Origin of the sequence: Streptomyces rubellomurinus (genome assembly GCF_000961885.1) — a bacterium.
In the GTDB taxonomy this organism is placed as follows: domain Bacteria; phylum Actinomycetota; class Actinomycetes; order Streptomycetales; family Streptomycetaceae; genus Kitasatospora; species Kitasatospora rubellomurina.
This window is the reverse complement of the sequence record NZ_JZKH01000016.1, coordinates 25,370-45,827: the sequence shown is the minus strand read 5'-3', so window position 1 is coordinate 45,827 and position 20,458 is coordinate 25,370. Positions and strand designations below refer to the sequence as shown.

General features: G+C 73.6%; 17 protein-coding genes. 8 read left to right on the top strand and 9 right to left on the bottom strand.

Translation table 11 applies throughout. From position 1 onward, the window contains the following. Positions 1-19 precede the first annotated feature (19 nt). Entirely contained in the window at positions 20-178 is a 159-nt protein-coding gene (locus tag VM95_RS45595; protein ID WP_425265294.1) for a DUF6087 family protein, read from the bottom strand. 203 nt (positions 179-381) lie between these two features. On the opposite strand from VM95_RS45595, the gene VM95_RS10600 reads away from it, so the two are divergent. Further along, complete coding sequence (locus tag VM95_RS10600) at positions 382-1,155, top strand: glycosyltransferase family 2 protein (protein WP_045694564.1); 774 nt, start codon at positions 382-384, stop codon at positions 1,153-1,155. A 117-nt stretch (positions 1,156-1,272) separates the two neighbouring features. On the opposite strand, the gene VM95_RS42375 is transcribed toward VM95_RS10600, so the two are convergent. Next, complete coding sequence (locus VM95_RS42375; protein ID WP_052707277.1) at positions 1,273-1,752, bottom strand: ATP-binding protein; 480 nt, start codon at positions 1,750-1,752, stop codon at positions 1,273-1,275. Between the two features lie 203 nt (positions 1,753-1,955). Between VM95_RS42375 and VM95_RS10590 the strand changes: the two genes are divergently transcribed. Beyond that, positions 1,956-3,365 (top strand): helix-turn-helix domain-containing protein, encoded by a 1,410-nt coding sequence (locus tag VM95_RS10590; RefSeq protein ID WP_482259123.1) that lies wholly within the window; start codon positions 1,956-1,958, stop codon positions 3,363-3,365. Positions 3,366-3,417: 52 nt separating this feature from the next. Continuing rightward, positions 3,418-3,855, top strand: coding sequence for an NADAR family protein (locus VM95_RS10585; protein ID WP_045694560.1), 438 nt, complete (start codon positions 3,418-3,420; stop codon positions 3,853-3,855). A gap of 54 nt (positions 3,856-3,909) precedes the next feature. Here the strand turns inward: VM95_RS10585 and VM95_RS10580 are convergent, their stop codons facing one another. Beyond that, on the bottom strand, positions 3,910-4,515 hold the full coding sequence (locus tag VM95_RS10580) for a superoxide dismutase (protein ID WP_045694558.1): 606 nt from the start codon (positions 4,513-4,515) through the stop codon (positions 3,910-3,912). A 255-nt stretch (positions 4,516-4,770) separates the two neighbouring features. Between VM95_RS10580 and VM95_RS10575 the strand changes: the two genes are divergently transcribed. Both VM95_RS10575 and VM95_RS10570 read left to right on the top strand, forming a co-directional pair. Next, a complete protein-coding gene (locus tag VM95_RS10575; RefSeq protein WP_052707276.1) occupies positions 4,771-7,002 on the top strand; it encodes a M9 family metallopeptidase in 2,232 nt (743 codons plus the stop codon). Positions 7,003-7,104: 102 nt separating this feature from the next. After that, positions 7,105-7,578 (top strand): DUF6193 family natural product biosynthesis protein, encoded by a 474-nt coding sequence (locus tag VM95_RS10570; RefSeq protein WP_052707275.1) that lies wholly within the window; start codon positions 7,105-7,107, stop codon positions 7,576-7,578. Here the strand turns inward: VM95_RS10570 and VM95_RS10565 are convergent. Further along, complete coding sequence (locus VM95_RS10565; RefSeq protein ID WP_045694554.1) at positions 7,575-10,781, bottom strand: type 2 lanthipeptide synthetase LanM family protein; 3,207 nt, start codon at positions 10,779-10,781, stop codon at positions 7,575-7,577. The genes VM95_RS10570 and VM95_RS10565 overlap by 4 nt on opposite strands. An 85-nt stretch (positions 10,782-10,866) precedes the next feature. After that, the gene (locus VM95_RS10560) at positions 10,867-11,046 is read right to left on the bottom strand and encodes a hypothetical protein (protein WP_045694552.1); all 180 of its coding nucleotides are present in this window, start codon (positions 11,044-11,046) and stop codon (positions 10,867-10,869) included. Between the two features lie 335 nt (positions 11,047-11,381). Here VM95_RS10560 and VM95_RS10555 point away from each other — a divergent pair, with 335 nt between their 5' ends. Further along, on the top strand, positions 11,382-11,879 hold the full coding sequence (locus VM95_RS10555; RefSeq protein ID WP_052707274.1) for a hypothetical protein: 498 nt from the start codon (positions 11,382-11,384) through the stop codon (positions 11,877-11,879). Between the two features lie 22 nt (positions 11,880-11,901). On the opposite strand, the gene VM95_RS10550 is transcribed toward VM95_RS10555, so the two are convergent. The 3 genes from VM95_RS10550 to VM95_RS10540 all read right to left on the bottom strand — a co-directional run bounded on the left by VM95_RS10550 (position 11,902) and on the right by VM95_RS10540 (position 15,854). Further along, positions 11,902-12,648, bottom strand: a complete 747-nt coding sequence (locus VM95_RS10550; RefSeq protein WP_045694549.1) for a hypothetical protein — start codon at positions 12,646-12,648, stop codon at positions 11,902-11,904. A 126-nt stretch (positions 12,649-12,774) separates the two neighbouring features. After that, positions 12,775-15,171: an FtsX-like permease family protein gene (locus tag VM95_RS10545; protein WP_045694547.1), complete on the bottom strand. Its 2,397-nt coding sequence runs from the start codon at positions 15,169-15,171 to the stop codon at positions 12,775-12,777. Continuing rightward, positions 15,168-15,854, bottom strand: a complete 687-nt coding sequence (locus VM95_RS10540) for an ABC transporter ATP-binding protein (protein WP_045694546.1) — start codon at positions 15,852-15,854, stop codon at positions 15,168-15,170. The genes VM95_RS10545 and VM95_RS10540 overlap by 4 nt, the downstream gene beginning before the upstream one ends. A 207-nt stretch (positions 15,855-16,061) precedes the next feature. Here VM95_RS10540 and VM95_RS10535 point away from each other — a divergent pair, with 207 nt between their 5' ends. After that, positions 16,062-17,300 (top strand): sensor histidine kinase, encoded by a 1,239-nt coding sequence (locus VM95_RS10535; RefSeq protein WP_078859774.1) that lies wholly within the window; start codon positions 16,062-16,064, stop codon positions 17,298-17,300. Next, positions 17,300-17,992, top strand: coding sequence for a response regulator transcription factor (locus VM95_RS10530; RefSeq protein WP_045694544.1), 693 nt, complete (start codon positions 17,300-17,302; stop codon positions 17,990-17,992). Before VM95_RS10535 ends, VM95_RS10530 begins: the two co-directional genes overlap by 1 nt. A 109-nt stretch (positions 17,993-18,101) precedes the next feature. Here VM95_RS10530 and katG read toward each other — a convergent pair whose 3' ends face one another. Next, a complete protein-coding gene (katG, locus tag VM95_RS10525; protein WP_045694540.1) occupies positions 18,102-20,327 on the bottom strand; it encodes a catalase/peroxidase HPI in 2,226 nt (741 codons plus the stop codon). Positions 20,328-20,458: the final 131 nt, after the last annotated feature.

The following is a 20,458-nucleotide window of genomic DNA, read 5'->3' as shown; positions in this document are numbered from 1 at the left end:
TCCGCCAGGAGGCGGACGGTCAGAACGAGCCGTCGCCCCGGATGCCGTGGACGAGCCGTTGGGCTGCCGCATAGTCGGGCGCGATCGTCTCGGGCACCCACTGCACGCCATCCCAGCACAGAATCAGCCTCGGTTCCTTGGGTTCGGCGTGGGCAGCTGCCTCGCGCCCGCTCCTCACCTCGGAAAGACAGAGGGTGTCCCCCGCCGAAGGAGCCAACCGTTCGCCGGGTCATCGAGACGAGTTGCGGTTGTGCGCCGTGCCCCACCCGGTGAGGCACCTCGCCTCGGTGGTCTCCGGCCAGGAAGATTACAAGACCCACGTACCCTTGACCGGCGACAACAACGTCCATGACGACTCCGATCCGGGTGAGGAGCAGCGCCGTGCCCCTGGTCTCTGTGGTGATGCCGGTCCACAACTCGGCTGCCACGCTCGGCGCGTCGGTGCGCTCCGTGCTCGCGCAGACCCACGCGGACGTGGAGCTGCTGATCACCGACGACGCGTCCACCGACGGCTCCATGGACCTGCTGCAGGAGCTGGCCCGCACGGACGAGCGTGTTCGCCCGCAGGCGGCGCCCGAGCAGGGCGGTGCGGCCAGGGCCCGCAACCTCGCCATGGCGCGGGCCCGGGGGGAGTACGTGGCGCTGCTGGACAGCGACGACATGTGGCTGCCGGAGAAGCTGGAGCGGCAGCTCGCGTTCGCCGCCGGCGGTGATGCGCCACTGACGTTCACCTCCTACTTCAAGGTCGACGGCGACCACGTCGGCGAGGCCGCCGACTTCGTGCCGAACGGGCGGGTGGTCGAGGCGCGGGAGCGGGTGACGTACCGCGACATGCTGGTGCAGGACCACATCGGGGCCCTGACCGCCATGTACGACCGGAAGGTGCTGGGGACGCGGCTGATGCCGGACATGCCGAAGCGGCAGGACTACGCGCTGTGGCTGTCGATCATGAGGGACGGGCACCCCGCCCGGGGGCTGCGGGAACCGCTGGCGGTCTACCGGTCCGGCCGGGCCGGGTCCCTGTCGTCGAACAAGCTGTCGCTGGTGGAACACAACTGGGCGCTGTACCGCCGGCACGAGCGGCTGTCGCTCGTCCGGTCGACGATGGCGCTGGCCGGGGCGACCCTGCACTCGGTGCGCAAGGCGCGCATCTAGCGCCCGGTCCACCGAGCCGGAGATCCTGGTGCGCGATCGGGCCGGTCCGCCCCGTGGCTGTGCCGGGTGCTCAGCGGCTGGACCCACGGGGCGGGGATTCGGCGAGCCGGGACGGCATCACGCTACCTCGGGGAGGGAGTTGAGGGTGTGGGCCGTGCCCCAACCGTGGGTGGGGCACGGCGCTTCGGGGGTCTCCTGGTAGTCGAACCAGACCACCTTGCCCGCGCCGGTGGGGTGCCAGCCCCAGGCGTGCGCCAGGGCGTCGACGAGCAGGAGGCCGCGGCCGCCGGGCGATTCGTCGTCGCGCTCGGGTCGCGGAAGATCCGGGCACCGGTCGGCCACCTCCACCCGCACGCGGTCGGCACGGCGCCGGACGGTGATCGCGCAGCGGGCCCTGGTGTGCAGCAGCGCGTTGGCGATCACCTCGCTCGCGCAGAGCTCCAGTTCCTGGAGGGCATCTTCCGAGAACGGCACACCCCACTCCCGCACGATCGCCACCACGAGCCGCCGCGCCGCCGGCACCTCGTCGGCCCCCGGCGGCACACCCCACTCCAGCGGAACCGGGAAGCGCGCGGTGTCGAGCGGGCTGACGATCAAGGGGGCTTCCACTCCGGTCAAGCCACACGGCCGCTGTTGAGGTCGATTGTCGACGGCGGTCACCGCAGTCTCCGTTCCTGGTCGCGGCGCTCCACAGAGGGGCGCCGATCGGCTGGACGAGCCGCCCGGAGCACGAATCCGATGACGTCCAGGCGGTTGACTCTCAGTCAACCGCTGTGCACGCAGAGAGATAAGGTGCCAGAGTGTGGACCAGATGTCGGCCAGTTGTCGGCCACTGTGGGCCAGCTCTCGGCCCGAGGGAGGGCGCCGTGCCAGGGGGACCCGCGACAGTCGCACAGCTGATCAGGGCTGCGCGGGAAAGGAAGGGCTGGTCGCAGGCGCGACTCGGCCGCGAGCTGGGGGAGGCCGAGGGCAAGGGCGGCTCGGGACCTGATCGGGGCCAGGTCTCCCGCTGGGAGCGCGGCGGCCGCGTCCCGAAGTACTGGATGCCGTACCTGATCTCGGTTCTGGGCATTGACCTAGCAGAAACGGTTAGCAGCCCGCCAGCTCGTCAGGACGAGACCGGAACTGGCGATACCGTGGATTCCGTCATCGAGCTGAGCCGGAGGGACGTGGTGGATCGCCGGGGATTCGTGGCCGCCTCTGGCGCGTACGCGCTCGCGGCGCTGGGGCTGCCTGACCCGGATGCCGTGTTGCGGCGGGTGCGGCTGAAGGCCGGGGGCAAGGTGCAGGTCGGGCGGGGGGAGGTTGCGGCCGTCCGGCAGATGACGAAGTCGCTCGGCGATGCGGCGGCGGAGCTGGGTGGCGGGCACGCTCGGCATCTCGCAGTCCGCTACCTCCATCACGACGTGGCGCCCTGGCTGGACGGGACGTGGAGTCAGGCGATCGGCCGGGAGTTGCTCGCCGCCACCGCTCAACTCGTGCACCTGGCAGGGTGGATGGCCCAGGACGAGGGCAACCAGGACGCCGCCCAGCAGTACTACGCCCACTCCTTCCGGCTCGCCTCCGAGGCCGGCGACGCCGAGCTGGCCGCCACCGCTCTCCGGGGCCTCGCCGTACAGGCCATCGACCTCGGGTTCCGACCCACCGCCGTCCGGATAGCGGAGGAGTGCGTCGACCAGGCCAAGTCCCTCGATGCCCCGCGCGCTCTGGCCTACTACCAGGCCACCCTCGCCAACGCCGCCGCGCTCGACGGCGACCGTCGCACCGCCACTGCCGCGCTCTCGGCCTCGCAGACGGCGATCGAACGCGCCACCGACGCGCCGGGCGGGTCCTGGGCCTCGCACTACAGCATCGGCCGATGGGCCCATGAGTCCGGCATGATCCTTGCCCGGCTCGGCGACTACGCCGGTGCGCAGGACCATCTCCGGCACGCGCTCGACATCCACGGCCTCGACCGGCGCCGCACCCGCGCGATCGTCCTCGCGGACCTGGGCACCGTCCGGCTCCGTCAGGACGACGTCGACGGCGCTCTCGCCGCGTGGCACGACTTCCTCGACTGCGCGGACGGCATCCGCTCGATCAAGGTCCAGGACGCTGTCGACGATCTGCGGGCACGCCTCTACCGCCTCCGTGACGTGCCGGGAGTCGACGAACTGGACGAGCGGGCGGCGAGCCTGCTGCCGTCGCCGGGGCAGGGCGACGCGGGGTAGTGACGGCGAAATCGGTTGCGGGCGCGGGTTCGTGGCTGGGAGCGTGCAGGGGATGACGATCTACTTCTACGGGGCCGACGAAGTGCCGTACGGGTGCTTCTCGAACTTCTCGGCGCATGAGGTGGAGCTCGACGGTCTTCTCTGGCCGACGTCGGAGCACTACTACCAGGCCCAGAAGTTCCTCGGGACGCGGCAGGCCGAACTCATCCGCCGGGCCGGTACACCACTGCGGGCAGCGGAGTTGGGGCGGGATTCGTCGAAGCCACTCCGCAGGGACTGGGAGCGGGTCAAGGATGATGTGATGCGGCGCGCGGTCGGGGCCAAGTTCCGGGCCCATGACGACATCCGGGAAATCCTCCTCGCCACCGGGGACGAGGAGATCGTGGAGGACACCTCGACCGACCACTACTGGGGGCGCGGACGCACCGGGACCGGCAGGAACATGCTCGGCCGGATCCTGATGCGCACCCGCAGCCAACTGCGCGGCTGAACGGCCCCGGGCCTGCCCGACCAGGCCCGGGGCCGTTCGCGTCTCAGCTCGCGCTCAGACGGTCTTGGTGGCGGCCGCGAAGCGGGCCGAGACGTCCTGCCAGTTGACGACGTCCCACAGGCGGGTGACGTAGTCCGGGCGGACGTTGCGGTACTGCAGGTAGTAGGCGTGCTCCCAGGCGTCGAAGGCCAGCAGCGGCGTGGTGTTCTGCCCGACGTTGCCGTGGTGGTCGTAGACCTGCTCGACGATCAGCCGGCCGCCCAGCGGCTCCCAGGAGAGGATGCCCCAGCCCGAGCCCTGGACGCCGGTCGTCGCGTTCGTCAGCTGCTTCTTGAAGGCGTCGAAGCTGCCGAAGTGCTCGGTGATCGCATCCGCCAGCTCGCCCTCGGGGCGGTCGCCGCCCTCGGGCGAGAGGTTCTGCCAGAACAGCGAGTGCAGGACGTGGCCGGACAGGTGGAAGGCGAAGGTCTTCTGCAGGCCCACCAGGCCGCCGAACTGCTCCTTGTCGCGGGCCTCGGCGAGCTGCTCCAGGGTGTCGTTGGCGCCCTTGACGTACGCGGCGTGGTGCTTGGAGTGGTGCAGCTCCAGGATCTCGGCGGACATGGCGCGCTCGAGGGCGGAGTAGTCGTACGGCAGGTCGGGAAGCGTGTAGGTGCCCATCAGGACACGGCCCCTTTCGGCGGGTTGGTCAGTGCTGATCGTGCCGGGACAACACTATTGCGTATGAGTTGCAACAGCGATCACTGGGCTCCTGCTTATTCCTGACGCTCCAACCAATTCAGTCTCAAGGGCTTCCCGCCGCTACGTAAAGTGTGGCATTTTACATGTCACACATCAGGACCCGCGTGCCCCCAACCACGCGGCGACCCTCAACGGCCCCGGAGGCCCCCACAGATGCGTCCCTCCCGGATATCGATGGCCCGTGCGCGGAAACTGCCCGCGCTCGGTGCTGCCTGCTTCCTCGCGCTCGGCCTGTACGCACCCCAGGCCGCCCACGCGGCCCCCACCACCCCCGCGCCCACAGCCGCCAGAACCGCCCCGCACGCGATCCCCGTCCCCAAGTCCCCCGAGACCCCGCGCGACCCCCGTCCGCTCGCCTCGGACCCGCAGGCGAAGGCCACCTCCCCGGCGGCGGGCAGCGCCACCGGTCAGGCCAAGGCGCCGCGCCAACTCGCCGCCACCGCCTGCGACGTGAGCGCCTTCACCAGCAACTCCGGTGCCGCGCTGGTGCAGCAGGTCAAGGCCGCGAGCCTGGACTGCGTCAACACCCTGTTCACCCTCACCGGCGACAACGCCAAGGCCGCGTTCAACGAGGCCCAGATGGCCACCGTCGCGAACGCCCTGCGCGACACCGCGACCAGCTACCCTGGCGACGACTCCACCTCCGCGGGGCAGTTGGTGCTGTTCCTGCGCGCCGGCTACTACGTGCAGTGGAACCACTCGGACGTCGTCGGCCCGTACGGCACCACCCTGCAGACCGCGATCCGCGGCGCGCTGGACGGCTTCTTCGCCGCCCCGCACAGCAAGGACGTCACCGAGGCGAACGGCGCGACCCTCGCCGAGGCCGTCACGCTGATCGACAGCGCGCAGGAGAACGCCCGTTACACCGGTGTCGTGAAGCGCCTGTTGGGCGACTACACCTCCGCCTGGACCGGTTCGATGGCCGCCGCCGTCGCCAACACCAAGACCGTGATCGACCGCGGCTTCGACCTGCCGGCCTTCGTCTCCGCGCTGCAGGCCGACCCGGCCTTCGCCACCACGCTCGCCTCCTTCGTCACCCGCAACGCCGGCCAGATGACCGGCGGCGACGCGGTCACCTCGATCGGCATCGAGCTCGGCAACTGGGTCGCCAACGACGCCCTCCGGGCCCAGGGGCGGCCGCTGGTCAAGGACCTGATCAACCGCTACCCGCTGGTCGGCGCCACCGGCCCGCTCACCATGAACCTGCTCTGGTTCGCGGAGAAGAAGGACGCGAACAACTGCTCGTACTACGGCACCTGTGACGTGCCGGCCAAGCTCGTGCCGCTGGTGCTCACCAGCAACCACACCTGCAACGCCAACCTGAGCATCCGGTCGCAGAGCATGACGGCGCAGCAGTTCGCCGACACCTGCACCAGCCTGACCAACCAGGACGCGTTCTTCCACAAGCTGGTCAAGGACAACGGCCCGGTGGCGAACGACAACAACACCAGCCTGGAGGTCGTCGTCTTCGACGACTACTACAACTACAGCCTCTACGCCTGGGAGATGTACAACATCGCCGTCGACAACGGCGGCATGTACGAGGAGGGCAAGCCGAACGTCCCCGGCAACCAGGCCCGCTTCATCGCCCACCAGGCCGACTGGCTGCGCCCCTCCTTCCAGATCTGGAACCTCAACCACGAGTACACCCACTACCTCGACGGCCGCTACGACATGTACGGCGACTTCGACACCGGCATGACCACCCCGACCGTCTGGTGGGTCGAGGGCCTGGCCGAGTACGTCTCGTACAGCTACCGGGGCGTGCACTACGACGACGCCGTCAAGCAGGCCGGCCTGGGCACGTACGCGCTGAGCACGCTCTTCGACAGCACCTACGACAACGCCGACTCGACCCGGGTCTACAACTGGGGCTACCTGGCGGTGCGTTACATGCTGCAGTCGCACCCGCAGGACGTCGACGCGCTGCTCGCCAAGTACCGCGCCGGTGACTGGGCGGGCGCCCGCACGCTGCTCAAGACCACCATCGGCACCCGCTACGACGCCGACTTCGCGACCTGGCTGAAGGCCTGCGGCGCCGACAACTGCGGCTCCCTGCCCACCAACCAGGCCCCGCTGTGCACCGCCGCCGACGTCCGGAAGTTCGACAAGAACTGCCGCCGCGACGGCCTCGCCGCCACCACCGGCAACTACCGCTACAACTTCGTCCTGCTGCCGGCCGGCGTGAAGCAGCTGACCATCACCAGCAGCGGCGGTACCGGCAACGCCGACCTGTACTACAACGGCGGCTCCTGGGCCACCACCGGCTCGTACCAGGCCAAGTCGACCAACGGCGGCAACGGCGAGACGCTGACAATCGCCAACCCGCCCGCCGGGTACGTCTACTTCAGCCTCTTCGCCCAGCAGGGCTTCGACGGGGCGAGCGTCACCGTCAGCTACAACTAGCAGGTCCCCGCAGCGAGGAGGGGCCCAGCGCGGCGGCGCGGGGCCCCTCCGGCGTCTCCTGCGCCGCTCGCCTCCCGCCGGCAGGTCGGGCAGGATGCGATCATGCGACCCGACACCGAACCGAACCCCGCCACCACCGAACAACCCGCCGTCGAACGGCCGGACTTCCGCGCCGCCCTCGCACGCGGGCCGGAGGCGGCCGTGGAGGCCGCCTGGCAACTGAAGATGCTGAACTGGGGCGAGCGGCACCGCGAGCGCGGGGGCGACCCCGCGTCCCCGATCGCCGGACTGCTGCGCCTGCTGCGCGCGGCCCACGCCGAGCCGCGGCTGCGGCGGCTGATGCCGGGCACCAGCCACTTCTCGCTCTGGTTCAGCCTCTCGACCACCTATCCCTCGGTCGCCGCCGGGCCGACGATCACCGAGCCGCTGCGCGGCGGCGGTTACCTCGTCCGGTTCCGCACCAACGAGGATCCCGTCCCGGCCGCGACGGCCGAGGAGGCGGTGGCGCTGATCGTGGCGAGCCTGCCCGCGGACCTCGGCGAGGTCTTCAACCACCCTGTGGAACAGGGACGTTAGCCCAGCATCGGCGGCTGGAGGGCGAGCACCGAGGGCGTCGACCCGGGCGCGGCCAGGCGCAGCAGGCCGTGGCCGATGCCCGCGACGCCGACCAGCAGGGAGGGGCTGCGGACTCCGTGCGGCAGGCCGCAGGCCCAGCCGCGGGTGTCGAGGGCGGCGAGGGCGGCGTGCGCCTGCCGGTCGGCGGCCTCCCGCCAGGCGGGGCCGGCCAGGCGGAGGGTGTCGAGGTTGCCGAGATCGCCGTGGCAGAGCGAGGAGTTGTAGCCGAAGCCCTCCCGCAGGACGGTGGCCAGTGCGGTGTCGCGCTCCGCGAGCAGCGCGTCGGCGGCCTCCGGCAGGAGGGCGGCGAGCTCGGTGCGGGCGAGCGCGACACCGGCCGCGCCGTGGCACCAGAGCGCGGGGTGGGACGGGCCGTCCTCCCGGACGTCGCGCCAGTTGCCGGCCCCGGCGTCGTACAGGGTGCGCTCGTACGCGACGGCGGCGAGGGCGAGTTCGGCGCCGCGCGGGTCGCCGAGGCGGTGGCCGGCCCGGGCCAGGGCCCAGGCGATGCCGGAGCCGCCGTGGGCGAAGCCGGCGAGCGGGCGGGTGACGGTGCCGGCGAGCGCGGCGGGCAGCCAGCCGACGCCTCCCTCGGGGTGCGGGGCCGCGAGGTCGGCCAGCCGGTCGACGCAGCGGGCGAGTGCGTCGGTGACGGCGGGCCCGGGGCGGACGGCATCCCAGGCGAGCAGGCCGCCGATGGTGCCGGCGTTCCCGGCGACGACGTCGTGCTGCTCGTCCTCGGCGGCGGTGGCGGCGATCCGGGCCAGCACCTGGGCGGCGAGCCCGTCGAGTTCGGGATCCGGGTGGTGGGCGGCGAGTTGGGCGAGTGCGTACAGCACGCCGCCGGTGCCGGAGAGGCCGCCGCCGAGCCGGTCGGCCCGCCGCCGGACCTGGTGGCGCAGGGTGGCCTCGGCCGCGCCGGCGGCCGCGCGGTGCTCGGGATCGCCGGTGGCGAGGGCGAGTTGGTGCAGGAAGAGGGTGACGCCGGCGGTGCCGCTGTACAGGTCGGGGCCGAGTTCGGCGGGGGCCCAGCGGCCGGGCGGGGTCCAGTTGGGGCCGGCCCAGGCGAGGTCGGCGCTGCCCCGGTAGGCCTCGCGGAGCAGTTGCTCGCCCGCCTCGACGGCCTTGGCGAGGGCGCGAGCGGTCAGTGAGCCGACCGGATCGGCGGCGACCGGATCGGCGGCAGCCGGGGCGACGGCTTCGCCCCGGCGGGGTTCGCGGGCGCCGTCCGCCGTGGTCACCGAGAGCCGCAGCAGCTGGAGTTGGCGGGCGAGGTCGTCCTCGCCGAGGGCGTCGACCTTCTCCAGGGCGAGTTCGAGGGTGGGCCGGTCGGTGGCGCCGGGGATGACGGCGCCGGTGGCGGAGCGGCCGTCGACGCTGTCGGGGCGGACGGTGAAGACGGGGACGTCCCCGCGCCAGAGGTCGGCGCGTTCGTGGTCGAGGTAGACGAGGGCGTGTTCCTCCCAGGCGGCGAGGGCCCAGAGCCGGTCGAGGTGGCGGTCCTGGTCGAGGGCGTCGCGGAGCAGGTCGGGGTGGCAGGCGGTGGCGAGCAGGCTGCGGTATTCGAGGGTGTCGCGGCGCAGCATCCGGGTCTCGTCGGCGCCGAACGCCCGGATCAGCTCCCGGACCTGGTCGCGCCGCGCGCCGAGCAGCCGGTAGGCCTCGGTGAATCCGGCCTCCAACTCGTCGACGTGGTCGGCGAGTCGCAGCGGCTGACCGGGCGGGACGGGTCGGCTGCCGGGGGCCGCGACGGGCATCCGCCGGTACTCCAGCCGGAGCCGGTCGGTGCCTTCGTCGACGAGGACGGGAGCGGGGCGTGGCGGCAGGTTCTCCGGGTCCCAGCCGAGGGCGGAGAGGTCGGCGCCGCCGTTGCCCTCGTCCCACATCCGTTCGGGCAGCAGGCCGGAGCGCAGGACGGAGTGCCGGGCCTGGTGGCGGGCGAGGCGCTCGGACTCGGAGAGGACCTTGGCGGGCTCGGGCAGGTCGGAGTGGAGGACGGCCTCCAGGTCGATCAGGACGGGCTGGTCGCGGACGGCGAGCAGGTTCTGGGTGTGGCAGTCGACGGCGTCGAGCACGTACAGCAGCGCGGCGAGCGAGCCCGCCCGGTGGTAGAAGGCGCTCAACTCGGCGGCGTCGCGCGCCGGTTCGGCGGTGACGAAGGCGACCCAGCCGTAGCCGTCGCGGGCCAGGTGGGTGAGCTCGCGCAGCGGCAGCCGCAGTTGCGGGTTGAGCCAGTGCAGCAGGTGCTGGAAGTGCGTCTCGGCGCCGAGCGGGCGCGGCTTGTAGACGATGCGGGTGCCGTCCTCGAAGCGCAGCAGGCTGACGGTGGCGCCGCCGCGGTGCGGGTCGCCGAGCCCGGTGGCGAGTTCGGTGAGCCGGCCGAGCCGGCCGCGCGGACCGAGCGGACCGAGCGGACCGAGCGGGCGACCGGAGGCGAACACGTCCGCGAGCTCGGGCAGATCGGCTGCGAGCCGCCGGTAGAGCGTGAGGCACGTGTCGGCCCACTGCTCGGCTTCGGTGCTCAACCTCCGGGCCAGAACGGGGTATTCGGCGAGCAGCCGGACGGCCCGGGCGGGCTCGGTGAGCCGGTCGAGGAAGTCGCGGTAGCGCTGCTCGGGGGTGTCGCCGGTCAACTCGCCGCTCAGCCGGGCGACGTGGAGTTCGGTGATGACGGTGCGGACGGCGCTCGCGTGCGCGGCCCCGGTGAGCGCGGGCAGCACGAGCGCGGTCAGGTCCTCCGCAGTGCCGAGCTCCGCGAGCGGCAGTTCGGCGAGGCCGGCGAGCAGGCGGTCGCGGGCGGCGGCGAGGGCCGGGGCGGCGAGCCGGGCGAAGGCGTGCCGCTCGGGGACGTCCAGGGTGAGCCCGGACTCGAAGGCGGCGGCGAGGCGTTCGGCCCAGTCGGGGGTGCCGAGGCGGTCGGCGAGGGCGTCCGGGTCCTCGGCGAGCAGGGCGTGCAGCGCGTCCGGGTCGAGGCCGTCCGCGGCGAGGCGGCGCTCGAACCAGCCGGGGCGGTCGAAGGGCGCCTGGGCGCGCCAGCGGTCGAGGATCCGTCCGGCGCGTGCCCGCGCCTCCGCGCCGGGGTCGTGGCGGGGGTCGGCCCGGCCGCGGTCGGCGAGCGGGACGGCCCGGGCGGCGGCCCGGCGGAGTTCGGACGCGTCTAACACGGGCGGTACGGCCTCTCGTGCTCGGTTCCCTCGGGGATGGTCCCGGCGGCGCGCGACGCGCACCGCCGGGGGTGGCGCGGGTTCGTCAGTAGCTGCACATTCGCCAGCAACTGGACATGTACTCACAGGTGTTGAGCTGCTTGCTCGCGCTCGTGTACACCTCGTCCGCCGGGTCCCCGGCCGGGTGGGGCTGGTGGTCCTGAACGAGGCCGAGCCGGAAGTCCTCGTCCTTGAGCGCGCGGAGCTGTTCGGTGGTGGACGGCATGCTGGTTCCTCCCCTGGTGTCCGGTGCTAGCTGGTTCCGGTGATCCCTGTGGTTCGGTCGGCACGGGGTCGTGCCGTTGTCCGGATACTGTCAACAGCCCGCCCGGCACACCAGGGTTCCGACCGCCGCCGGGCGCAATTTCGGCCACGGTCGAACGAACGCGGGCCGGGCCCGTACGGCTGCGGGTCACGGGCGCTTCGTCCGCGCGGCCGCCGGCCGGGTTGGCCGGAATCGGGCCCCTGCGGCCGGCCCGGACTCCTGTGGCCGGGCCGACCGCCGGGGGCCAGGATGGAAGCCACCCGCCGGGCCCCGGCCCCGGACCCGATCGGAGCGCGATGAGCGAGCAGCACAACGTCGTCCTGCTGACCTTCCCGGACGCCACCGGCTGGCGCCCGGCCTTCGAGGAGGCGCAGCACCTGCCGGGCCTGCGCTACGCGGCGGCCATGGAGCGCACCGCCGAGGGCCTGCTGGAGATCAGGGACACCTTCACCAAGGGCGCGGGCGTGGCCACCGTCGGCTCCGGCGTGCTGGGCGGCCTGGTCGGGCTGCTCGGCGGGCCGATCGGCGTGCTGCTGGGCTTCGCGGCGGGCGCGGCGCTGGGCAACGCGGCCGAGGAACACCAAGCGGCGGAGGGCGGCGCCGCGCTGATCGTGCTGTCGCCCCGGGTCCCGGACGGCGGCGCGCTGCTCGCCCTGGAGGCCCGCGAGTCCTCCCCCGGCCCGGCGGACGAGCTGGCCGCCCGGCACGGGGCCGCGGTGGAGCGGATCGCCACGGAGGCCTTCACCGAGCAGGTCCGGGCGGCCGAGCGGAAGGCCTCGAAGGGCCGCCCGTGACGCCTCAGGTCCGCGTGACGCGTCAGGTCCGCCGGTACAGGACGGGCATCGCGCCGACCCGGTTGGCCAGCAGGTTCGCCTGCACGTAGCTGCGGAAGCTCGGCTTGCTCACCTGCCGCAGCAACAGCCGCAGCGGCGTGCTGTCCCAGCGGGCGTGGTTGACGAAGACGTAGTCCGACTCCGCGCCGTCGAGCGGTTCGAGCAGGGTGGACTCGCGCAGGCCGGTCTCCCGCACGTACCAGCCGGCCAGGTGCTCCCACAGCTCCAGGGCGACGTCCTTGTCCTCGGCGACGAAGTGGTTGAACAGGAACAGCGCGGGCCGGCTCTTGTCGACGTCCGCGAGCGCGCGGGTGCAGCGGGCGCGCAGCACGTGGGTGTCGGAGGCGGCGGTGGTCAGCGCCGAGGCCAGGGCCTGGTACCGCTCGCCCTCGGTGACCGGGCCGAGGTCCTCGGGGGTGTCGGTCTCCACCAGGACGGCGACGTCGAAGCTGGCCCGGTGGAAGCGCCCCTGCCGGGCGTATCCGCCGGGCGGCGGGGCGAGGAGCGCGCGGTAGACCGTGGCCCGCCGGACGGCCGGCTCCGACTGGAGCGCCACGGCCAGCGGCTTGAGCCGGTCGAGCAGGGCGCTGCGCACGGCGTCGGTGCGCACGAACGGCGGCCCGCCGGGCGGCGCCACGGCGGCGGCCAGGTGCAGGTAGCCGTACGGGGGCGGGTCGGCCAGGCGGGCCCGGGGGTACTTCGGGTTGGGGTGGAGGAGTTCGAACTTCATGATCGCTCCACGGCGGGGAGACGGGGAGGCGGGGAGACGGCGTAGGCCCCGGTAGGCGGGTAGGCGGCCCCCCAGGTCCGCCTACCCGCCCCCGCCGCCGCCATGCGCAGCAGCGGGCAGCCGCCGTCACTCCGCCCGCAGCGCCTCCACCGTCCGCGCCCGCGCCGCCCGTACGGCCGGGAGCAGCGCGCCGAGCAGGGCGATCAGCAGCCCGCCGAGGGCGAGCAGGAGCAGCAGCGGGGTGCCGAAGACGTCGAGGGCGGAGTCCGGGAAGTTCAGCCCGGCGCTGTGGCCCATCGCGGGCACCGTCCGGCCGTGCAGCAGCAGCCCGAGCGGCAGGCCGATCGCGCCGCCGACCGCCCCGACCAGCAGCACCGAGGCGAGCACCACGCCCACGGTCTGCGCCGGGGTCATGCCGAGGGCCTTGGTGACGCCCATGTCGCGGGTGCGCTCGCGGATCTCCAGCACCACGGTGTTGAACACGCCGAGCCCGGCGACCACGACCAGCAGCAGGGTCAGCGTGGCGGTGAGCGAGTTCAGCGCGGCGATGGAGCCGCTGGAGCTGTGCCGGGCGTCGGCCTCGGCGGTCATGTGCAGCGGAGCGAGCGCGGCGCCGAGGGCGGTGGCGTAGGCGGCGTGGTCGGTGCCGGGATCGAGCTTGACGAACCAGAGGTCCGGCGAGGGGGCCGTCCCGGCGGGGAAGGTGGCGGCGTCGGTGAAGAGCTCGTTGGTCTGCATGTGCGGGTCGAAGACCTCGCCGACGATCCGGACGGTGACCGGCCGGCCGTGGTCGGTGAAGGTCACCCGGTCGCCGAGCCCGACCCGGGCCTCGGTGAGGAAGGTGGCGGGCGCGACGGCCTCGCCGGGGCCCTGGTACCAGCGCCCGGAGACCATCCGGTAGCCGGCCCAGCCGCTGTTCCCGACGAAGGCGGTCACCGTGGTGTTCCCGGCGACGCCGGGGACGGTGACGTCGACGGCGCCGAGGCCGTAGTAGGCGGCGGTGCCCGGCTGGGCGGTGAGGGCGGCGGTGACGGCGGCCGGGTCGGCGGCGACCGGCCGGGCCGGCGGGGCCGCCGCCCCGGCCGCCCCGGGCGCGCCGTGCGGCAGGTCCGGGCGCTGCGGGTGCACGAGGACGTCCGAGGCGTCGTGGTTCTTCGCCCCCTGCACCCAGCTCATCGTCCCGCCCATGCCGACCGCGAAGGTCGCCGCCGCCGTGCCGAACACGACCGCCGCGAGCATCCCGGCCGCGCGGGCCGGGCGGGCGAACGGCTGGGCGAGACCGAGGCCGATCGGCCGGGGCAGCGGCAGCCGGGCGGCCAGCGCGGCGATCCGGGCGGCGACGACCTGCCGGGTGCCGCCCGACGTGCGGCCCACGGCCAGGGCCTCGACGGTGCGCAGCCGTCCGGCGCGGACGGCGGCCGCCCAGGCGACCAGCGCGACGGTGAGCAGGGTGCCGCCCGCGACCGCGACGTCCACCCAGGGGGCGATGCCGGAGGCGGTGGTGCCGTAGGCGTGGCCGGTGGTGGCGAGCACCGGGACGGTGAGCAGGTTGCCGACGACGACCCCGAGCAGGATGCCGGCGGCCGCCGGGATCAGCGCCTGGGCGACGTACGCGCGCACCACCTGGGCGGGGGTGCAGCCGAGCGCCTTGAGCACGCCGATCCGCCGCGTCGCGGTGCCGACCGCGCCGGCCACCACGTTGCCCGCCACCAGCACCGACATCGCCAGGCCGAGCAGGCCGAAGGCGACCATGAACGGCAGGAACATCGCGGTGTTGCGGTCCGAGCCCTCCTTGGCGGCGAGCCAGGACTGGGCGCCGGTGAGCGCCCCGGCGGGGGCGGCGGCCGCGACGGCGGCCCGGTCGGCGTCCATCGCGGCGGTGCTGCCGGCGTCGGCGAAGCGGTACAGCATCTCGTAGCCGGGGGTGCTGCCGGGCGCGGTGAGGGAGCCGATCGCGTCGGGCGTCACCCAGGCGTCGGCGGTGCGGCTGACGGACCGGGCGAAGCCGACGATCTTCAGCACGGGCGCCCCGGGCAGGCCCGGCAGGCGCAGGGTGTCGCCCGTCGCGGCCGAGGTCTCGTACCCGGAGGCGACCACCACCTCACCCGGCCGCTTCGGCCAACTCCCCTCCGTCAGCTGGACGTTGTCGACACCTCCGGCAGGTTCGGCGCGCCCGGCGACAGCCATCGGCGGCAGCTGCGCCCCGGCCGGGGTGTGCTCGCCGGGGGTCGGCTCGGGGTCGAGGGTGAGGGTGCGGAACGGGCCGACGGCGGCCGTCACCCCGGCGGCGTGCGCGGTGGCGGCGAGCTGGTCGGCACCGGTCCGGGCGCCGTCGAAGCGTGCGGTGAGGTGGGCGCCGCGCTGGCCGTCGAAGGCCTGGTCGAAGGGGGCCCGGGAGGCGACCAGCAGCGAACCTCCCAGCACCGAGCAGGTGGTGGCGACCAGGGCGGCCAGGCCGACCGCGACCGACTGCGTCCGGCGGCGGCGCACCCCGGCCCGTACGACTCGCCCCAGCGCGCTCATGCCGCCACCGCCGTGTCCGACTCGATCCGGCCGTCCCGCATCCGCACGGTGCGGGTGGCGCAGTCCCGGGCGAGGGTCAGGTCGTGGGTGACCAGCAGGACGGTCTGGCCGTCCTCGTGCAACTCGCGGAACAGCTCCTTGACGTCCTCGCCGGAGGCGGAGTCCAGCGCCCCGGTCGGCTCGTCGGCCAGCAGCAGGGCCGGCCGGTTCATCAACGCCCGGGCCACCGCGACGCGTTGGCGCTCACCGCCGGAGAGCCTGCCCGGGTGGGCGCGGGCGTGCCGGTCGATGCCGAGCGACTCCAGCAGCTCGGCGGCCCGCCGCCGGGCCTCGCCGCGCGGGACGCCGGCCAGTTCGCCGGCCAGCACCACGTTGTCGGCGACGGTCAGATCGTCCAGCAGGTTGAAGAACTGGAACACCATGCCGATCGTGCCGCGCCGGTAGCGCGCCGAGCCGGTCTCGTTCAGCCGGTCGACCCGCACCCCGGCCACCGTCACCGTGCCCGAACTCGGCCGGTCCAGCCCGGCGACCAGGTTGAGCAGGGTGGACTTCCCGCTGCCGGACGGGCCCAGCACGGCCACCGACTCCCCCGCCCGCACGCTCAGGTCCACCCCGTCCAGGGCCGCCCTCGCGCCCTCGTAGCGGCGGCCGACGCCGCTCAGTTCGATCACCGGATCGCTCATGTCCCGTGCTCCTCGCAGTTCCTGACGTTCGACGAGGACGAAGGTACGGACGGGCGGCGCGGGCCCGCGTCCGCCGCCCGCGGCAAAGTCCGTACCGCGCCCGGCGTACGGCGCACGGCGTCATCCCTGCGAGGTAGTCGCCCGGCGTACGGGCCGCCGCCGCCCGCCGGGCTGTGCCGGACGGCCGGGGACCGCCAGAATGTCCCGGTGATCAACCATCCGACAGTGCGACGGCTGTGCGCGGCGGCCCGGGCGGGCGGGGGCGGCGCGCCCGCCCCGCCCCGGCCGACCCGGCGCGGCCAGGCGTTCGACCTGGCCCTGGCCGTCTTCCTCGCCTCCGTCAGCGGCCGGTACGCGAGCATCGCGCCCGCCCTGCACGGGCACGCCTGGCACTGGCTGCTGGTCCTGGTGCCGTTCGTCCCGCTGCCGCTGGCGCTGCGCCGCCGCTTTCCGCTGGCGGTGCTGTGGGCGGTGCTGCCGGGCGCGCTCCTGGTACGGCACCAGTCGGAGGACATCGCGTACTCGGTCGGCGTGGCGGTGATCGTCGCCGCGTACGGCGCGGCCGCGTACGGGCGCCGCCCGGTTCCGGTGCTGGCGAGTCTGCTGGCCGCGACGGCCGGGCTGGTGGTGCTGTTCGGGGACGCCAAGCTGCCGCACTTCCCGAACGGCGTGATTGCCGTCCTGGTACTGCTGCCGGTCCTCGCGGTCGCGTACGAGCTGCGGATGTGGCGCCGCCGGGTGGAGGAGGAGCGCGGCCGCCGCTCCGCCCTGGAGCGCGAACAGCTGGCCGCGCTGGAGCGCGCGGTGGAGCACGAACGGGCGCGCATCGCCCGGGAGTTGCACGACGTGGTGACGCACAACGTGAGCATGATGACGATCCAGGCCGGCGCCGCCCGCAAGATCCTCGACTCCGCGCCGGACAGGGCCCGCGAGGCGATGGCCGCGGTGGAGGCCGGCGGTCGCGCGGCGATGACCGAACTGCGGCACGTGATGGGCCTGTTGACCATCGACTCGACCGCCGGCGACGGCGATCCGGCCGCGACCGCCGACCTCAGCCCGCAGCCCGGCCTCGACCGGCTGGACGCCCTGGTCGAGGGCGTCCGGCAGGCCGGACTGCCGGTGGAGCTGACCGTCGTCGGTGCCCGCCGGGCCGTCCCGCCCGGGGTCGAGCTCGCCGCCTACCGGGTCGTCCAGGAGGCGCTGACCAACACGGTCAAGCACGCGGGCGGCGCCGAGGCGGCGGTGACCGTCGAGTACGCCGCCGACCGGCTGCGGGTGGAGGTCACCGACACCGGCGGCCGCCCCACCGGCGCCGCCGCCACCGGCAACGGGCGCGGCCTGCTCGGCCTGCGCGAACGCCTCGCCGTCTACGGCGGCACCCTGCACACCGGCCCCCGGCTGCGCGGCGGCTACCGCGTCAAGGCCCTGATCCCTTGGGAGAGTTGATGGACGACGAGCTCGCGCTGCGCGTGGTGGTGGCCGACGACCAGGCCCTGGTCCGCACCGGTTTCCGGCTGATCCTGGAGTCCGAGGGCATCGAGGTGGTCGCCGAGGCCGAGGACGGTGAGCAGGCCGTCGCCGCCGTCCGCCGCACCCGGCCGGACGTCGTGCTGATGGACATCCGGATGCCCGGCCTGGACGGGCTGGAGGCGACCCGGCGGATCCTCGACGGCAGCGCCCAGGAGCCGCCCCGGGTCATCATGCTGACCACCTTCGACCTGGACCACTACGTCTACGCCGCGCTGGCCGCCGGCGCGAGCGGCTTCCTGCTCAAGGACGTCACCCCCGAGCACCTGGCCGCCGCCGTCCGGCTGGTCCGCACCGGGGACGCGCTGCTCGCCCCCGCGATCACCCGGCGGCTGGTCGAGCGCTTCGCCCGTACCGGCGGCGACACCCCCGGCGCCGCGGCGCCGCACCGGGAGCTGGCGACGCTCACCCCGCGCGAACTGGAGGTGACGGCCCTGCTCGCGCGCGGCCTCAGCAACGCGGAGCTGGCCGCCCGGCTGGGGCTGTCCGAGGCGACGGTGAAGACCCATGTGGCCCGCATCCTCGGCAAGTTGGGGCTGCGGGACCGCGCCCAGGTGGTGGTCGCGGCGTACGAGACCGGCCTGGTCAGCGTCGGCTCGGCACACAGCTGAAACGGGAGCCCGGGGCCGCACGCCCCGGGCTCCCGCCGTCACGCCGTCACGCCGTCACGCCGTCACGCCGTCACGCCGTCACGCCGTCACGCCGTCACGCCGGACGGGATCACACCGCCCGGCTCGCGTCCAGGTCGAAGCGGTCCGCGTTCATGACCTTGACCCAGGCCGCGACGAAGTCCGTCACGAACTTCTCCTTGGCGTCGTCCGCCGCGTACACCTCGGCGATCGCCCGCAGTTCGGCGTTGGAGCCGAACACCAGGTCGGCCCGGCTGCCCGTCCAGCGCACGGCGCCGGACTCGTCCCGACCCTCGAAGGTGTCGGCGGCCTCCGAGGTGGCGCGCCAACTGGTGCCCAGGTCCAGCAGGTTGACGAAGAAGTCGTTCGTCAGCACACCGGGGGTGTCGGTCAGCACGCCGAGCGAGGACTGCTGGTGGTTGGCGCCCAGCACCCGCAGACCGCCGACCAGCACGGTCATCTCGGGGGCGCTGAGGCCCAGCAGGTTCGCCTTGTCCAGCAGCAGGTACTCGGCCGCCAGCCGGTTGCCCTTGCCGACCCAGTTGCGGAAGCCGTCCGCCTTGGGCTCCAGCGCGGCGAAGGACTCGACGTCGGTCAGCTCCTGCGGCGCGTCCACGCGGCCGGGCGCGAACGGCACCTCGACGGCGAGGCCGGCCGCCCGGGCCGCCTGCTCGATGCCGACGCCGCCGGCCAGCACCACCAGGTCGGCGAGCGAGACCTGCTTGGCGCCGCCCTGCGCGTTGAAGTCCCGCTGGACGCCTTCGAGGGCGCGCAGCACTCCGGCCAGCCGGTCCGGCTCGTTGACCTCCCAGCCGGCCTGCGGCTGCAGGCGGATGCGGCCGCCGTTGGCGCCGCCGCGCTTGTCGCTGCTGCGGAAGGAGGAGGCCGCCGCCCAGGCGGTGGAGACCAGCTCGGAGACGGACAGGCCGGTGGCGGCGATCCGCCGCTTGAGGTCGGCGACGTCCGCCTCCTCCGGGTTCACGTACGAGACGGCCGGCAGCGGGTCCTGCCAGAGCAGGTGCTCGGCCGGGACCTCCGGGCCGAGGTAGCGCACGACGGGGCCCATGTCGCGGTGGGTGAGCTTGAACCAGGCGCGGGCGAAGGCGTCCGCGAACTGGTCCGGGTTCTCCAGGAAGCGCCGGGAGATCGGCCCGTAGACCGGGTCGAAGCGCAGCGACAGGTCGGTGGTGAGCATGATCGGCACGTGCCGCTTGCTCGGGTCGTGCGCGTCCGGCACGGTGCCCTCGCCGGCGCCGTCCTTGGGCTTGTACTGGAAGGCGCCGGCCGGGCTCTTGGTCAGCTCCCACTCGTAGCCGAACAGCGTCTCGAAGAAGCTGTTGTCCCAGGTGATCGGGGTGGCCGTCCAGGTGCCCTCCAGGCCGGAGGTGATCGCGTCGGCGCCCACGCCGGTGCGGAAGCGGTTCTTCCAGCCGAGGCCCTGCTGCTCCATCGGCGCGTCCTCCGGGTCCGGGCCGACGTTGTCCGCCGGGCCGGCGCCGTGGGTCTTGCCGAAGGTGTGGCCGCCGGCGATCAGCGCGACGGTCTCCTCGTCGTTCATCGCCATCCGGTAGAAGGTCTCGCGGATGTCGCGGGCGGCGGCGATCGGGTCCGGGTTGCCGTTGGGGCCCTCCGGGTTGACGTAGATCAGGCCCATCTGGACGGCGGCGAGCGGGTTCTCCAGCTCGCGGTCGCCGGTGTAGCGCTGGTCGCCCAGCCAGGTGGTCTCGGGGCCCCAGTAGACGTCCTCGTCGGGCTCCCACTCGTCGACCCGGCCGCCGCCGAAGCCGAAGGTCCGGAAGCCCATGCCCTCGAGGGCGACGTTGCCGGTGAGGACGATCAGGTCCGCCCAGGAGAGGCTGCGGCCGTACTTCTTCTTCACCGGCCACAGCAGCCGGCGGGCCTTGTCGAGGCTGGCGTTGTCGGGCCAGCTGTTCAGCGGCGCGAAGCGCTGCTGGCCGCCGCCGGCGCCGCCGCGGCCGTCGCTGATCCGGTAGGTGCCGGCGCTGTGCCAGGCCATCCGGATCATGAACGGGCCGTAGTGGCCGAAGTCGGCCGGCCACCAGTCCTTGGAGGTGGTGAGGACTTCCTGGATGTCCCGCTTGACGGCCGGGAGGTCGAGGGCGGCGAAGGCCGCCGCGTAGTCGAAGTCCGCGCCGAGCGGGTTCGCCACGGCCGGGTTCTTCGCGAGGATCTTCAGGTTCAGTCGCTCCGGCCACCACTGGCGGTTCCCCCCGCCCTGCGCGGGGTACGGCGCCCGCCCGTGGTTCACCGGGCAGCCCGCCGCGGCCTCGCCGGTTGCTTCGTGGTTGTCAGACATGGGAATCCTTCCTCACAAGGCGGATCACGCGGTGTCTTCTCTACTACCTAGGCTATCGCCGGAGCCGATCCTACGATGGACACAGTCCACGTCAAGAAAGACACCAAACCCATATTCGATCGGGATTCGGA

What these genes read in the sequence shown, in the direction of transcription:
- VM95_RS10570 (WP_052707275.1), top strand. Translation starts at nt 7,105, where the DNA reads ATGCGACCCGACACCGAACCGAACCCCGCCACCACCGAACAACCCGCC.
- VM95_RS10530 (WP_045694544.1), top strand. Translation starts at nt 17,300, where the DNA reads ATGGACGACGAGCTCGCGCTGCGCGTGGTGGTGGCCGACGACCAGGCC.
- katG (WP_045694540.1), bottom strand. Translation starts at nt 20,327, where the DNA reads ATGTCTGACAACCACGAAGCAACCGGCGAGGCCGCGGCGGGCTGCCCG.
- VM95_RS10540 (WP_045694546.1), bottom strand. Translation starts at nt 15,854, where the DNA reads ATGAGCGATCCGGTGATCGAACTGAGCGGCGTCGGCCGCCGCTACGAG.
- VM95_RS10555 (WP_052707274.1), top strand. Translation starts at nt 11,382, where the DNA reads ATGAGCGAGCAGCACAACGTCGTCCTGCTGACCTTCCCGGACGCCACC.
- VM95_RS10580 (WP_045694558.1), bottom strand. Translation starts at nt 4,515, where the DNA reads ATGGGCACCTACACGCTTCCCGACCTGCCGTACGACTACTCCGCCCTC.
- VM95_RS10545 (WP_045694547.1), bottom strand. Translation starts at nt 15,171, where the DNA reads ATGAGCGCGCTGGGGCGAGTCGTACGGGCCGGGGTGCGCCGCCGCCGG.
- VM95_RS10575 (WP_052707276.1), top strand. Translation starts at nt 4,771, where the DNA reads ATGGCCCGTGCGCGGAAACTGCCCGCGCTCGGTGCTGCCTGCTTCCTC.
- VM95_RS10550 (WP_045694549.1), bottom strand. Translation starts at nt 12,648, where the DNA reads ATGAAGTTCGAACTCCTCCACCCCAACCCGAAGTACCCCCGGGCCCGC.
- VM95_RS10585 (WP_045694560.1), top strand. Translation starts at nt 3,418, where the DNA reads ATGACGATCTACTTCTACGGGGCCGACGAAGTGCCGTACGGGTGCTTC.
- VM95_RS10560 (WP_045694552.1), bottom strand. Translation starts at nt 11,046, where the DNA reads ATGCCGTCCACCACCGAACAGCTCCGCGCGCTCAAGGACGAGGACTTC.